The 12,813-nt window shown below is 69.2% G+C and carries 14 protein-coding genes; 4 read left to right on the top strand and 10 right to left on the bottom strand.

Going from position 1 to position 12,813, the window contains the following annotated elements; genetic code table 11:
- Positions 1-31: 31 nt before the first annotated feature.
- The 5 genes from CCR98_RS00725 to CCR98_RS00705 form a co-directional block, all read right to left on the bottom strand.
- Complete coding sequence (locus CCR98_RS00725) at positions 32-1,057, bottom strand: NAD(P)H-dependent glycerol-3-phosphate dehydrogenase (RefSeq protein ID WP_087921132.1); 1,026 nt, start codon at positions 1,055-1,057, stop codon at positions 32-34.
- Positions 1,058-1,077: 20 nt separating this feature from the next.
- Positions 1,078-1,596: a protein-export chaperone SecB gene (secB, locus tag CCR98_RS00720; RefSeq protein ID WP_005407596.1), complete on the bottom strand. Its 519-nt coding sequence runs from the start codon at positions 1,594-1,596 to the stop codon at positions 1,078-1,080.
- Between the two features lie 100 nt (positions 1,597-1,696).
- A complete protein-coding gene (locus CCR98_RS00715) occupies positions 1,697-2,134 on the bottom strand; it encodes a rhodanese-like domain-containing protein (protein WP_087921131.1) in 438 nt (145 codons plus the stop codon).
- A 57-nt stretch (positions 2,135-2,191) separates the two neighbouring features.
- The gene (locus CCR98_RS00710; RefSeq protein ID WP_087921130.1) at positions 2,192-2,617 is read right to left on the bottom strand and encodes a hypothetical protein; all 426 of its coding nucleotides are present in this window, start codon (positions 2,615-2,617) and stop codon (positions 2,192-2,194) included.
- Between the two features lie 32 nt (positions 2,618-2,649).
- Positions 2,650-3,117 carry a YiiD C-terminal domain-containing protein gene (locus CCR98_RS00705; protein WP_005407593.1) on the bottom strand — a complete coding sequence of 156 codons (468 nt, stop codon included), beginning with the start codon at positions 3,115-3,117 and terminating at the stop codon, positions 2,650-2,652.
- A gap of 35 nt (positions 3,118-3,152) precedes the next feature.
- Between CCR98_RS00705 and CCR98_RS00700 the strand changes: the two genes are divergently transcribed.
- From CCR98_RS00700 to CCR98_RS00690, 3 genes are all read left to right on the top strand, one after another.
- Positions 3,153-3,962, top strand: a complete 810-nt coding sequence (locus CCR98_RS00700; protein ID WP_087921129.1) for a uroporphyrinogen-III synthase — start codon at positions 3,153-3,155, stop codon at positions 3,960-3,962.
- A gap of 104 nt (positions 3,963-4,066) precedes the next feature.
- Positions 4,067-5,044, top strand: coding sequence for a uroporphyrinogen-III C-methyltransferase (locus CCR98_RS00695; RefSeq protein ID WP_087921128.1), 978 nt, complete (start codon positions 4,067-4,069; stop codon positions 5,042-5,044).
- Positions 5,045-5,050: 6 nt separating this feature from the next.
- Positions 5,051-6,346: a heme biosynthesis HemY N-terminal domain-containing protein gene (locus CCR98_RS00690; RefSeq protein WP_087921127.1), complete on the top strand. Its 1,296-nt coding sequence runs from the start codon at positions 5,051-5,053 to the stop codon at positions 6,344-6,346.
- Positions 6,347-6,464: 118 nt separating this feature from the next.
- Here CCR98_RS00690 and CCR98_RS00685 read toward each other — a convergent pair whose 3' ends face one another.
- Positions 6,465-7,760 carry an acetyl-CoA C-acetyltransferase gene (locus tag CCR98_RS00685; RefSeq protein WP_029550824.1) on the bottom strand — a complete coding sequence of 432 codons (1,296 nt, stop codon included), beginning with the start codon at positions 7,758-7,760 and terminating at the stop codon, positions 6,465-6,467.
- Between the two features lie 93 nt (positions 7,761-7,853).
- Between CCR98_RS00685 and CCR98_RS00680 the strand changes: the two genes are divergently transcribed.
- Positions 7,854-8,741 carry a hypothetical protein gene (locus CCR98_RS00680; RefSeq protein ID WP_087921126.1) on the top strand — a complete coding sequence of 296 codons (888 nt, stop codon included), beginning with the start codon at positions 7,854-7,856 and terminating at the stop codon, positions 8,739-8,741.
- Positions 8,742-8,954: 213 nt separating this feature from the next.
- Here CCR98_RS00680 and CCR98_RS00675 read toward each other — a convergent pair whose 3' ends face one another.
- The 4 genes from CCR98_RS00675 to CCR98_RS00660 form a co-directional block, all read right to left on the bottom strand.
- Entirely contained in the window at positions 8,955-9,581 is a 627-nt protein-coding gene (locus CCR98_RS00675; protein ID WP_087921125.1) for a superoxide dismutase family protein, read from the bottom strand.
- A 32-nt stretch (positions 9,582-9,613) separates the two neighbouring features.
- Positions 9,614-10,183 carry a superoxide dismutase family protein gene (locus tag CCR98_RS00670; protein ID WP_087921124.1) on the bottom strand — a complete coding sequence of 190 codons (570 nt, stop codon included), beginning with the start codon at positions 10,181-10,183 and terminating at the stop codon, positions 9,614-9,616.
- Between the two features lie 93 nt (positions 10,184-10,276).
- Positions 10,277-11,725, bottom strand: a complete 1,449-nt coding sequence (ntrC, locus tag CCR98_RS00665) for a nitrogen regulation protein NR(I) (protein ID WP_087921123.1) — start codon at positions 11,723-11,725, stop codon at positions 10,277-10,279.
- Positions 11,718-12,779 (bottom strand): ATP-binding protein, encoded by a 1,062-nt coding sequence (locus CCR98_RS00660; protein WP_087921122.1) that lies wholly within the window; start codon positions 12,777-12,779, stop codon positions 11,718-11,720. Before CCR98_RS00660 ends, ntrC begins: the two co-directional genes overlap by 8 nt.
- Positions 12,780-12,813 lie beyond the last annotated feature (34 nt).

The raw sequence follows: 12,813 nt of genomic DNA, 5'->3' as shown, positions 1-12,813 counted from the left end.
AAACCCCGGCACGTGGCCGGGGTTTTTCGATTCACTTGAACAGCGTGTCCGGATATTCCGGTTTCTGTTCGCGCGCCAGCAAGGCGCGCAGGCCTTCTTCCGGCGTCTGCTCGCCGTGCAGCACGGCACGCACGCGGTCGGAGATCGGCAGGTCGATGCCATGGCGGCGCGCCTGTCGCATCACCTCGTCGGCGGTCTGCACCGACTCGACCACCTGGCCGATTTCGCGCACGGCATCCTGCAGCGTCTGGCCGCGGCCCAGGGCCAGGCCCAGGCGGCGGTTGCGCGACAGGTCGCCGGTGCAGGTCAGCACCAGGTCGCCGAGGCCAGCCAGGCCCATCAGCGTTTCCGGCTTGGCGCCGATCGCCGCAGCCAGGCGCAGCATCTCGTTGAGGCCACGGGTGATCAGGCCGGCACGGGCGTTGAGGCCCAGCTGCATGCCATCGGCCACGCCGGTGGCCACGGCCAGCACGTTCTTCATCGCGCCGCCCAGCTCGGCACCGACCATGTCGTCGCCGGTGTAGGCGCGGAACGCCGGGCCATGCATCGCCTCGGCCACCGTCTGCGCGAACTCGGGCACGTCGCCGTGCACGGTGATCGCGGTCGGCAGGCCCTGGGTCACTTCCTTGGCGAACGACGGCCCGGTGACGACGGCCAGCGGCACGTCCTCGCCCAGCACTTCGCGCGCTACTTCGTGCAGGAAGCGGCCCGAACCGGGTTCGAAGCCCTTGGTGGCCCAGGCCACGCCGGCACCGGCCGGACGCAGCGGCGCCAGCGCGCGCACGGTTTCACCGAACGCGTGCGACGGGGTCACCACCAGGATCCAGGCCGCGCCCTCCACCGCCAACGCCAGGTCGGTGGTGGCACGCAGGCTGTCCGGCAGCGGGATGCCCGGCAGGTAGCGCGGGTTCTCGTGGCGTTGGTCGATGGCCTCGACCACGGCAGCGTCGCGCCCCCACAGCACGGTCGGATGACCGTGCCGTGCGAGCAGGCTGGCCAGCGCGGTTCCCCAGGAACCGGCGCCCAGCACGGCGATCTTGTCAGCGGTAGTGCTCATCCGTGACGTCGCGGCAGGAATCAGGCGTTGCCAGCCGGCTCGGAGTCAGCCAGCGACGGTGCGTCGCCCTGCTCCTGGCGCTGGCGCAGGGTTTCTGCGTACAGGCCTTCGAAGTTGATCGGCTGCAGGAAGAACGGCGGGAAGCCGCCGGCCTGGATCAGGTCGCTGATCAGCTGGCGCACGTACGGGAACAGGATGTTCGGGCACTGGGTGCCGAGCAGCACGTCGATCGACTGCGGGTCCAGACCGACCAGGCCGAACACGCCGGCCTGCTTCACTTCGGCCACGTAGGCGGTGCGCTCACCGGCCTGGCAGGTCAGGGTCACGGCCAGCACGACTTCGAAGGCGTTCTCACCCAGGCGCTGCACCTGCTGGTTCAGGTTCAACTGCAGCTCGGGCTGCACCTGGTCGTTGAAAATGGTCGGGGCGTTCGGCGACTCGAAGGAGACGTCCTTGACGTAGATCTTCTCGACGGTGAAAGCGGGGCCGGTGGCGGCATCGACCGGCGCAGCGGCGCCGTTGGTGATCTCTTCGGACATTTCCAGTAACTCCAGGTGAATGCAATGAAAACGATGGTCGAACTACTGCGATGGGGGCGGGATCAGGCCCATACAAGGCCGGATCCGCCACCTGCGACAATCAGTTGCGGCCCTTGACCAGCGGCAGTTCGGCCTGCTGCCAGGCGGGAATGCCGCCGTCGAGCACGTAGACCTTCTCGAAGCCGGCCTTCTTCAGCGCCTTGGCGGCGGTTTCCGAGGCGTTGCCGCTGCGGCACACCAGCACCACCGGCGACTGCCTGGCATTGGCCACCAGCTTGTTTTCCGGGCCGAAGGCACTGGCCTGGGCATTGCGGCTGCCGGCAATGTGACCCTTCTCGAAGTCACCGCTGGCCGACAGATCGACCACCACCGTGCCGCCCGCGTTGATCAGCTGGGTCAGTTCGGCGGGCTTGATGCCCTTGAAGCCCCGGAACAGGCGGCGGATCTCGGTGACGATGATGGCCACGGTCAGGCCGACCAGGGCCGCAGACAGCATCGGGTTTCGGCCTGCAAAGGCCAGCAACTCTTCGTAATTCACTCAGGTCACGGGTCGATTAAGCGGGCGCCGATTGTCGCACAAGCCGGACGCGGCCCGTCACTGCCCCTTCCACAGGTCCGGCAGGCCGGCGGTCTGCCACCAGCGCTTGGCTTCCGGGTCCCAGCGCCAGCGCTCGACCACGACCACGGTGCGCTCGGCCTGGGTGTTCTGGTTGATCACCCCGATTTCGACCCGGCGCTCGACCAGGCCCCCGTCCAGCGAGGCGCTGCTGCGCTCGCGGTAGGACGACACGCGCAGCTGCGCGTAACGGTTGAGCTCGAACTCGGTGGGCGGTTTTTCCTTGCGCAGCTTGGGGTCGAGGTAGCCGATGGCATCGTCCATGCTGCCCCAGCGGATGGTCGCCCCGTAGGCGATCTGGGTCTCTTCCAGCAGCTTGCGCTGCTTGCGGCTCAGGTCGTCGGCCGAAGCCACGGTGCTGGCCAGCAGCAGGGAACAGATCAGGAACTGGATGAGGCGGCGCATCGGTGGTTTCCCCAGGACGTCAGCCTGCCATCCTACCCTTTGGCGAAGGCAACGAAGCGACCGCTGAACTCGGCAGCGGGCTTGCCATCGGCACCGGGCTGGGTGGCGATGATGCTGATGCGGGCCTTGCGGCGCTGGCGGAAGGTGTTCAGGAAGGCATCCCAGCCGGTGGCCTCGGCCGCTTCGGCGTGGGCGTGCAGGTCTTCGTAGACCGGCGCCAGGTAGCGCAGGTTGCTGTCGGCCACATAGACCTCGGCATCATGGCCGGCCAGGCGCAGGCGCAGGCTGACCAGCGCCCAGCCGGACAGGGTCAGCACCGAGGCCAGGCTGCCGCCGAAGGCGTTGCCCTTGTCGTTGACGTTGGCAGCCAGCGGCGCGGTGATGCGCAGCACGCCGTCGGCATAGCCATCGAGCTGGATCTGCATGGCGCGCACCGCCGGCATGCAGTCCAGCACGTCCTGCAGGGCGGCCAACGAGGAAGTCAGGGCATCAACGGACATCGGAGCAGCGACCACGACAACGAAGGGCCCGCATAATGCAGGCAATGGTCGACCATACGATACCCACTGGCGCCAGCCGTTCCGGCGCGCGCTGGACCCTGATCTCGCTGCGCCCGCAGGGCCAGCATGCGGCGCTGCGCCGCGCCGTTGCTGGGCTGGGCGGGCATGTGCTGGCCCTTTCGCCGTGGCGGTTGCAGCGCTTGCGCGGTACGCCCGTGCTGCGCCAGCTGCAACGCGCGCTGAACTGCGATCGGGTGGTGTTCACCAGCCCTGCCGCCGTCGCCGCAGCCGCGTCCGTGCTGCCGCTGGCCGAAGCGAAGCGCAGCCCCTGGCTGACCGTGGGCGAAGGCACTGCGCGCGCATTGCAGGCACACGGCATCACCGAGGTGCACGCGCCGCAGCGGATGGACAGCGAAGGCCTGCTGGCGCTGCCGGTGCTGGCCGACGTACAGGGCCTGCGCATCGGCCTGGTGACCGCCCCCGGCGGGCGTGGCCTGATTGCCGCGCAGCTGCAGGCGGCGGGCGCCACGATCGAACGCGCCGACGTCTACCAGCGTCGCCTGCTGCGCGTGCCCCCCCGGGCGCTGGCTCGATTGGCGCATTCAGCGCAGCCGTGGATGCTGGCGGTGAGCAGTGGCGAAGCGCTGCAGCATTTCTGGCAGCAGCTTCCGCCGGCATTGCAGCTACGCCTGCAGGCACACGCGACCGCCGTGGTGGCCAGTGATCGCCTCGGCGAACAGGCCCGGGCACTGGGCCTGCAGCACGTCGTGCGCGCGGCCGGCCCCACCATCGCGCAGCTGGTGACGGCCGCACACGCCACGCTCACCGCCCCGGCAGCGACCTGAACAGGGACGTGGGTCACGCTTGCCGCTGTCGTCGGCAACAGTGATGCTGTGCACAACGCGGCCTGCCGGCCCCCGACCGGCGACGTTGCCGACAAGGAAGCCCGATGAACGACACTCCGCCCGTTTCCCCGCCCCGTCGACCCGTGCGCTGGCTGCTGCCGCTGGCCGGTGTGGTCGTGCTTGGCGTGGGCGGCTATGCCGGCTGGTACGTCTGGCAACAGCAACAGAACGAACAGGCAGCGCAGGCACAGACGACGGCCGTGCAGCTGCAGGGCCTGGAGGCCACGCTGGATTCACTTCGCCGTGACCAGCGCGCGAGCAGCCAGCGCCTGCAGGATGCGGCCGCCACCAACCGCGTTCTGCGCGACGAGATGCTGGGCCTTTCCCAGCGCAGCGCATTGCTGGAAGAGAACCTGGCCAAGCTGGCCGACAGCGCCAACCAGGGCCGCCAGGCGGTACAGCGCGATGAGGCCGAGCTGCTGCTGACCCAGGCCGCGCAGCGCCTGAACTATGCCGACGATGTGGAAGGCGCACGCCGGTTGTACGCCCAGGCCGCGACGGCATTGGCCGAACTGCCCGACAGTGATGGCCTGAACCTGCGCCAGGCGCTGGTGCAGGAGCGCGAGGCACTGGATGCGCTCGGCAGCGGCCCACGCGTGCAGTCGCTGCAGCGCCTGGATGCCGTGGCCCGCGCGCTGCAGGGCCTGCCCTCGCAGATCACCGGCACGACCGGCAGCAGCACCGCCAAACCCTGGTGGCAGGCAACGCTGGCGCCGTTCGTGGACATCACCCCGAGCCGCCAGAACGGCCCGCTGACCGCCGCCGAACAGCGCAATGCCGACGACGCGCTGCAGCTGGAACTGACATTGGCACGTGCCGCCATCGAGCGCGGCGACCGCGCGGGCCGCAATACCGCCTTGGACCGCGTGGAGCACTGGGCACAGCGGCGCTGGCCGGATTCACCGGCCCTGCGCGCGCAACGTGCTGAACTGAAGGCCTTGCGCGAACTTCCGCTGCAGGCCAGCGACGCTGTTCTTGGCAGCACCCTGCAGCAGCTGCGTACCCAGACCGACCGGAGGTAATCCCCCATGAAACCCCTGCAATCCCTGGTCGTGCTGTTGCTGGCCGTGGCCATCGGCGTGGTGGCCGCGCAATGGCTCGGCGCTGATGACCTCAACCGCTTCGGCGAAGTGACCTTGCGCTACGGTGGCTACGACTACCACAGCAACCTGCCGAAGGTGGCGCTGCTGACAGTGATCGCGGCGCTGGTGCTGTGGCTGCTGTGGAGCCTGATTGCTGCACCGTTCCGTGCCTGGGGCCGCTACCGCCGCAAGCAGGGCCGCGTGCGCCTGATCGACGGCCTGCAGGCCTATGAGCACGGCCAGTGGCAGCGTGCCGAGAAGCTGCTGGACGGCGCCGCCAAGGACCCGGAAGTGAGCGCGGTGGCGCTGGCCAACGCCGTGCGCAGCGCGCAGGCACGTGCCGATGGCCCGGCTGGCGAGGCGCTGCTGCAGCGCCTGGGCGAGAGCGATGCCACCCTGCAGGCGCTGCTGCGTGCGGAACAGCTGCTGGCGCGCGATCTGCCGGTGGATGCGATCAATGCCCTGGACGTAGCGGCAATCCAGCCGCTGCCACCGCGCGGCCTGTGGCTGCGTACCGAAGCGCTGGCACAGGCCGGTCGGGCCCACGAGGCGTATGGCCAGCTGGGTGCGTTGCGCCAGAGCAAGGTGCTGCCGGCCGACGCGAACAGCGAACTGGAAGCACGCCTGGCTGCACAGGCGCTGCTGGAAGCGGCCGACGTCAATGCGCTGGCCGCGCAATGGGAAGCCACGCCGAAGGCACTGCGACCGACCCCGGACGTGGTGGGTGCCTATGCCAGTCGTGCGGTGGCACTGAATTGGGATGAGCCTGCACTGCTGGCGCTGGAACAGGCGCTGGACCATCGCTGGGACGACGAACTGGTGACGCTGTATGGTCGCCTGCCGACCGAGCGCCTGGCCACGCGCCAGAGCAATCTGGCGCGCTGGCGCAACGTGCATGGCGACTCGGCCGCGTTGCGCCTGGCACAGGGTCGCGTGGCGCTGGCCCAGCAGCAGTGGGATGCCGCTGATGCGTTCCTGCACGAAGCCATCGCCGCGGGCGCGGGTGCACCGGCATGGGAAGCGCTGGGTGAACTGTTTGCGCAGCGTGGCGAGCACGCGCTGGCCGCGCAGTGCCTGGCCAATGCGCTGCGCCTGCAGCGTGGCGAGGACAGCGTGGAACTGGTGCGCGGCAGCGAAGTGCCGCTGCGTGCCACGGTGGAGGAGCAGCCGGTTTCGGTGCAGCCGCCGGTGTTTGACGCCAACGAAGAGCGCGACGAATTCGGTAATCCGCGGCTGCCGTGAAGCGTGCCGACCAACGGTCGGCACCCACCGGAGCAAGAAAAAACGCCGCCCACGGGGCGGCGTTTTCATGTGGGGAATCCGGTAGTCGCCAACCTTGGTTGGCGCGCGGTCGCAACGATCAGCGCTCGACGATCGCCACCACGCCCATGCCGCCGGCGGTGCAGATCGACACCAGCGCGCGGCCACCGCCGCGCTCGGCCAGCTGCTTGGCTGCGGTAGCGATCACGCGTGCGCCGGTGGCGGCGAACGGGTGGCCGGTGGCCAGCGACGAGCCCAGCAGGTTGATCTTGTCCGGATCAATGCGGCCCATCGGCGCGTCCAGGCCCAGGCGGTTGCGGCAGTAATCCTCGCTCTCCCACGCGCGCAGGGTGCACAGCACCTGCGCGGCGAAGGCTTCGTGGATCTCGTAGATGTCGAAGTCCTGCAGGGTCAGGCCGTTGCGCTTGAGCATCTCCGGCACGGCCACGGTCGGCGCCATCAGCAGGCCTTCGCCATGCACGAAGTCCACCGCCGAGACGTGCGCGTCACGCAGGTAGGCCTGCGGCTCATGGCCGTGGGCGCGCGCCCACTCTTCGCTGGCCAGCAGCACCGCGGCGGCGCCGTCGGTCAGCGGCGTGGAGTTGGCGGCGGTCAGCGTGCCGCGGCCGGAAACCTTGTCGAACGCCGGCTTCAGCGTGGCCAGCTTCTCCAGCGAGGTATCCGGGCGCAGGATGTTGTCACGCTCGACGCCACGGAACGGTGCGATCAGGTCGTTGAAGAAACCGCGCTCATAGGCGGCAGCCAGCTTCTTGTGCGACGACACCGCCCACTCGTCCTGCGAGTCACGCGAGATGTTCCATTCCTTGGCCATGTCCTCGCAGTGGTCGCCCATGCTCTTGCCGGTGCGCGGCTCGGCCACGCCCGGGAACTCGGGCTTGAGCTCGGAGAACTTGAAACCGGCGGTGAGCGCACGGATCTTGTCGCCGGTGCTCTTGGCACGGTTGGCGGCCAGCAGGCGCGCACGCAGCTTCTTGCCGTAGACGATCGGAACGTCGGAGGTGGTGTCCGAACCGCCGCCGATGCCCGATTCGATCTGGCCCAGCGCGATCTTGTTGGCGACGGTGATGATGCTGTCCAGCGAGGTGCCACAGGCGCGCTGCAGGGTGATGCCCGGGGTCAGCGGCGACAGGCCGGAAGACAGCGTGGCTTCGCGGCCCAGGTTCCAGTCGCTGGAGTGCTTGATCACCGCACCCATCGCCACTTCACCCAGCTGTTGGCCATGCAGGCCGAAGCGTTCGACCAGCGCGCCCAGCGTACGGACCGACATGCCGAGGTTGCCGACATCCGAGTACGCGGTGTTCTGCCGGCAGAACGGGATGCGGACGCCACCGAGGATGGCGACGGGACGAGCGTTGGGCATGGAGATACCTGGCATGGATGAGGGTGTCTGCAACATGGCCTGCACGACGGAGCAGGCATAATGGAGCCAAGTGTAGCTGCCGCCCTGTGATGGGCCAACCGTGGAACCATGAGCAAACCCGACCCCGCGATGAATGCCCTTGGCGTGCTGGCCCTGGAACTGGCCGGCGGCGAAATCCCCCGCCAGGCGGTGCTCAGCGCTGAACAGGCCGGTGAACTGGCCGAACGCGTCGGCCGTGACCTGTCCAAGCTGGTGCCGCAGGTGGCCGAGCTGGACCTGGTGTTCGCCGCCGCCCATTTCGACCCGGCCGAAGTACTGCGCCCGGGCTGGCCGATCCATCGCCGCCTGGAAGAACTGCAGATGCGTGCGCCGGGCCGTAACCAGGGGCCGCGCCTGCTGGCCTTCGGTACCGATGCCAACGGTGACGTGCCGCTGCCGTTCCAGGCCGATGCCAGCCTGGTGGGCGGTGGCCTGCGCGTGGTGCCGTTCCTGCTGACCGGCAGCGATGTGGCCACCACCAATGCGGTGGCCGAGGCGCTGGAAGAAACGCTGCTGGCCAATGGCATGGCCCATGCCGACACCGCGCTGATGGCGCAGAACACCTTCGGTGCCCGCATCGAGCACGCGCGCTATTTCACCGTGAACGATCTGGCCGCGATGATGTCGATGCAGTACGACAACCAGGGCCTGGCCGCGCTGTGGCCGCTGATCGAGACCGCGATCATGGCCCCGGGCGAGGACGAATGGCTCAACGCTGCGCCCGAGCCGCTGCTGCGCTACACCCATGGCGAAGCACGCATGGCGCTGTTCGACCCGGCCGGCTGGTGCGCGCACTACGAACACGGCAAGAACGACTGCGACCGCCTGAAGGGCATCTACGAGCAGTTCCTGATGCGCCAGCGGCAGATGGCCGCCGTGCTGGAAGCACATGGCGTGCCGGTGTTGTTCGTGCACTGCGAGGCCGGGCAGGACGCGCGCGAGCTGCTGGCGCGCTGATCTGCGGGATGCAGCCGCCGGGCATGGCCCGGCGCTACCGTGCAATTGCATTTCGCCGGGGTGCGACCGCCCTGCGTAGTGCTCTGTAGAGCCGAGCCCATGCTCGGCTCAGGTCCTGCGAAGAGCAGCCGAGCATGGGCTCGGCTCTACAGGAAGCGATGCAAGAAAAACGCCGGCTTGCGCCGGCGTTTTCCGTTTCCAGCAAAAGCGCCCTTACGGGGCCTTCTGGATCACCGCACACGCCAGGCGCGCGCCGGCGTTGCCGGTCGGCTGGGTCTTGTAGTCGTCCGCGTCGGCGTGGACGATCAGGCCGCGGCCGATGATGTCGAAGTCATCACCCTTGCCGATGTTGACGTTGCTCGACACCGGGCCATCGATGGTGGCTACGCCCTTGTCGTCGGCCTTGATGTTGGGCATGTCGCCACCGTGGTGCGGATCGGTGGCCACATTGCCGTGATCCTGCTTGCCCGGGTTGAAGTGGCCGCCGGCGCTCATGCCGTCCGGCGCGCTGCAGTCGCCCTTTTCGTGGATGTGGAAGCCGTGCTCGCTGCCCGGCTTCAGGCCCGTGACCTGGCCGGTTACGTGGACCTTGCCATCGACCACCTTGAAGGTGACGCTGCCCTTGGTTTCGTTGCCCTGGGTCGGTGCCAGCTCGGCCGTTGCCGAAGCATCGGCAGCCGGTGCGGTGGCCGGTTCCGGCGTTGCCGCCGGTTCGGTGGTTGCACCCTCGGCCGGGGCGGCCGGCGGGGTTTCAGTCTGCGGAGCGGCCGGCTGTTGGCCGCAGGCCGCCAGGCCCAGCGCGGTGATGGCCGCAAACAACGAAGTGTGGATCAGACGCATTGGAATCTCTCCCTGGATGAAGCCTGCGGTGATCAGCGGACAACCCGGATCACGCCACAGGCGATGCGGACGCCGGCATTGCCGGCGGGCTGGCTGCGATAGTCGTCGGCGTTGGCATGCACGACCAGTGCACGTCCGGCGATATCGGTGGCGGCGCCTCCGCCAAGGGTAACGCCCTTGAGGTGGATATCGACGTTGGCGCGGCCCTGGGCGTCGGCACGCAGATTGTCCATGTCGCCCAGGTGGTGCTTGCCGGTACCGGCGCGGCCATGCGCAGCTCCACCGGGATTGAAGTGATTGCCGGCGCTGCTGGCATCCACCGCACTGCAGTCGCCGCGCTCGTGGATGTGGAAGCCGGCCAGCTGCATCGGCTGCAGGCCACCGATCAGGCCGGTGATGTGGATGCCACCGGGCTCCACCATCAGCGCGATGCGGCCACTGACGATGCTGGCCGAGGCCGGCGACAGATTGGCCTCGGCCTGCTTGGCGGCGCTGACCACGGTCGGCGGCGGCGGGGTGGGCTCGGCCTTCTTCGGCGCACTGCCACAGGCAGACAGCAGCACGGCGGCGGACAACGGCAGGATGGCAAAGGACAGGCGCATCGAAGACTCCTTGCAGATGACACTAAGCATTGCATCGTCCATGAACGATCAACGGTTCGGCAAGCGGGCGCGAGGATCGCGTGCAGGGGCCGTTCAATGGCCCCCGCGGCGGCGCCCGGCGCCCAGCTTGCGGGTAAGGGTATTGCGGCCGAGGCCCAGGCGGGCAGCAGCTTCGGCGCGGCGGCCGTGGGTGATCTGCAGCGCGGCCTCCAGCAGGGCATGGTCGACCCGCTCGCGCACCTGCGCGTGCAACCCTTCCACCCCTTCACCCAGCTGCCGGCGTGCCCATTCCGACAGCATCGCCTCCCACTGCCCTGGATCGGCACTGTTGCTGCTGCCGCGGCGGCCCCGCGCGCGGTTCAGCGCGGTATCGACATCGGCCACGCCGATGGTGTCCGCGGCGGCCAGCGCGGCCATCCGCCAGCACACGTTCTCCAGTTCACGCACGTTGCCTGGCCAATCATGCTCGCGCAGCGCCTGCAGGGCGGCGGCGGTGAGGCGCTTCGGCGGCGTATCCAGCTTGCGTGCGGCGGCGGCCAGGAAGGTGCTGGCCAGTTGCGCGATGTCCTCGCGGCGCTCGCGCAGCGGCGGCAGCTGCAGGCGCACCACGTCCAGGCGGTGCAGCAGATCGGCGCGGAACTTCCCCTGCGCGACCAGGCCTTCCAGATCCTGATGGGTGGCGGCCACCACGCGCACATCGACGCGGATCAGTTCGCGGCCACCCACGCGGAAGAACTCGCCCTGCGCCAGCACGCGCAGCAACCGCGTCTGCAACGGCAGCGGCATGTCGCCGATTTCATCCAGGAACAGCGTGCCGCCATTGGCCTGCTCGAAGCGGCCGATATGGCGGCGCTGCGCACCAGTGAAGGCGCCAGCCTCGTGGCCGAACAACTCGCTTTCCAGCAGTTCGGCCGGAATCGCGGCGGTATTGAGCGCGACGAACGGACCCTGCGCACGCGGCGATTCGCGATGCAGCGCATTGGCCACCAGTTCCTTGCCGGTGCCGGTCTCGCCGGTGATCAGCACCGCCAGCGGCGCTTGTGCCAGGCGGCCGATGGCACGGAACAGCGCGCGCATCGGCGGGGTGTCGCCCACCAGCTGTGGTGGTTGGTCGCTATGCGCTTCCGCCGCAGGTGTGGGCGCCGCCAGTGCCGGTGCAACGGCCGGCAGCACACGCTGCGCCAGCGCCACCGCGTCGTCCAGATCGAACGGCTTGGACAGGAATTCATGCGCGCCACCGCGGAACGCACCGGCCGTGCTGGCCACATCGGTATAGGCCGACATCACCACCACCGGCAGCTGCGGCAGCGCGGCCTTGAGCTTGTCCAGCAGCACGAGGCCATCGTCGCCGGGCATGCGCACATCGGTGAACAGCAGCGCCGGCGGCGGGCCCTCGCTGAGGGCCTGCAGGGCGGGGGCGGCACTGTCGAAATCGACGACCTGATAGCCCGCCTCGCGCAGCGCCGTGCACAGCACGAAGCGCACGGCACGATCGTCATCGACCACCCAGATGCGCTGCGGGGAGGAGGAGGACTCAGACATCGCGCGGGGCCTCCTCGGCCATGGCGGCGCCGTTGCCGATCGGCAACAGCAGGGTGAACACGGTATGGCCCGGACGCGAGCGGTAGGTCAGCGTGCCGCGATGCTCGCGCGCGACCTGCTGCGCCAGTGCCAGGCCCAGTCCAGTGCCTTCGGCACGGCCACTGACCAGCGGCAGGAACAGGTGTTCGGCCAGCTCCTCGGGCACCCCACGGCCGTCGTCGGCGATTTCCAGGCGCAGCGCCAGCGTATGCAGCTGTTCGGCGATGCGCACGCCATGCTCCACGCGGGTGCGCAGGGTGATGCTGCCGGCGCCGGCCTGGATCGCGTTGCGCACCAGGTTCCACACCGCCTGGGTAAGGCGGTCGGCGTCGCCGTGGAATTCGGGAATGCTGGGGTCGTAGTCGCGCTGCAGGCGTACCGCCCAGCCGGCCTCGTTCTCGGCCAGGCGCAGCACGCGCTCCAGCGCGGCATGGATGTTCAGTTCGGCATGTGGTGCGGCCGGAGCCGGCGACAGCAGCTGGTCGAGCAGGCCGTTGAGGCGTTCGATCTCCGAGCCGATCAGCTCGATCAGTTCGCGTTCGCTGGCATCGTGCTGGGCCGCGCGGCGGGCCAGCAGCTGGGCGGCGCCCTTCAGCCCGGCCAGCGGATTGCGCAGCTCGTGGGCCAGCCCCTTCAGCGCCGCGCTGAGCGCGCTGGGCAGCGCCTGGGTCGGGTCGAGCCCGGGGAATTCATCGACCGGATGTGCCTCCAGCAGCCAGCCACCATCGTCGCGGCGGCTCATCCAGCCCTCGGCGAAGCGCGGTGCCTCGCCGGGCACCGCCAGCGCCAACCGGTTCAGGCGCAGGCTGTCGCGCTCATCGCGGGCCAGGAAATGGGCCAGCGCCTCGCCCTGCACTTCCAGAGCGACCAGCGGCCGACCCAGCAGGCGCCGGGCGCTGACGCCCAGCCAGCGGGCGAAGGCCGGATTGCAGCCGGCGATGCATCCATCGGCCCCGGCCCAGGCCAGCGGCGTGCCCAGGGCATCGAGGGACGGCGGGGGTGCGGGGTCGGACATTGCACCAATGTAGTGCAAAACGCGGGTCCGGGGT

It is taken from the genome of Stenotrophomonas sp. WZN-1, assembly GCF_002192255.1.
Taxonomy (GTDB): Bacteria; Pseudomonadota; Gammaproteobacteria; order Xanthomonadales; family Xanthomonadaceae; genus Stenotrophomonas.
Note: the sequence above shows the minus strand (reverse complement) of the source record. Positions and strands in the feature narration are given on the sequence as shown.

Coding starts and splice junctions, on each gene's coding strand:
- CCR98_RS00725 (WP_087921132.1), bottom strand. CDS start 1,057: ATGAGCACTACCGCTGACAAGATCGCCGTGCTGGGCGCCGGTTCCTGG.
- secB (WP_005407596.1), bottom strand. CDS start 1,596: ATGTCCGAAGAGATCACCAACGGCGCCGCTGCGCCGGTCGATGCCGCC.
- CCR98_RS00710 (WP_087921130.1), bottom strand. CDS start 2,617: ATGCGCCGCCTCATCCAGTTCCTGATCTGTTCCCTGCTGCTGGCCAGC.
- CCR98_RS00705 (WP_005407593.1), bottom strand. CDS start 3,117: ATGTCCGTTGATGCCCTGACTTCCTCGTTGGCCGCCCTGCAGGACGTG.
- CCR98_RS00700 (WP_087921129.1), top strand. CDS start 3,153: ATGCAGGCAATGGTCGACCATACGATACCCACTGGCGCCAGCCGTTCC.
- CCR98_RS00695 (WP_087921128.1), top strand. CDS start 4,067: ATGAACGACACTCCGCCCGTTTCCCCGCCCCGTCGACCCGTGCGCTGG.
- CCR98_RS00690 (WP_087921127.1), top strand. CDS start 5,051: ATGAAACCCCTGCAATCCCTGGTCGTGCTGTTGCTGGCCGTGGCCATC.
- CCR98_RS00685 (WP_029550824.1), bottom strand. CDS start 7,760: ATGCCAGGTATCTCCATGCCCAACGCTCGTCCCGTCGCCATCCTCGGT.
- CCR98_RS00680 (WP_087921126.1), top strand. CDS start 7,854: ATGAGCAAACCCGACCCCGCGATGAATGCCCTTGGCGTGCTGGCCCTG.
- CCR98_RS00675 (WP_087921125.1), bottom strand. CDS start 9,581: ATGCGTCTGATCCACACTTCGTTGTTTGCGGCCATCACCGCGCTGGGC.
- CCR98_RS00670 (WP_087921124.1), bottom strand. CDS start 10,183: ATGCGCCTGTCCTTTGCCATCCTGCCGTTGTCCGCCGCCGTGCTGCTG.
- ntrC (WP_087921123.1), bottom strand. CDS start 11,725: ATGTCTGAGTCCTCCTCCTCCCCGCAGCGCATCTGGGTGGTCGATGAC.
- CCR98_RS00660 (WP_087921122.1), bottom strand. CDS start 12,779: ATGTCCGACCCCGCACCCCCGCCGTCCCTCGATGCCCTGGGCACGCCG.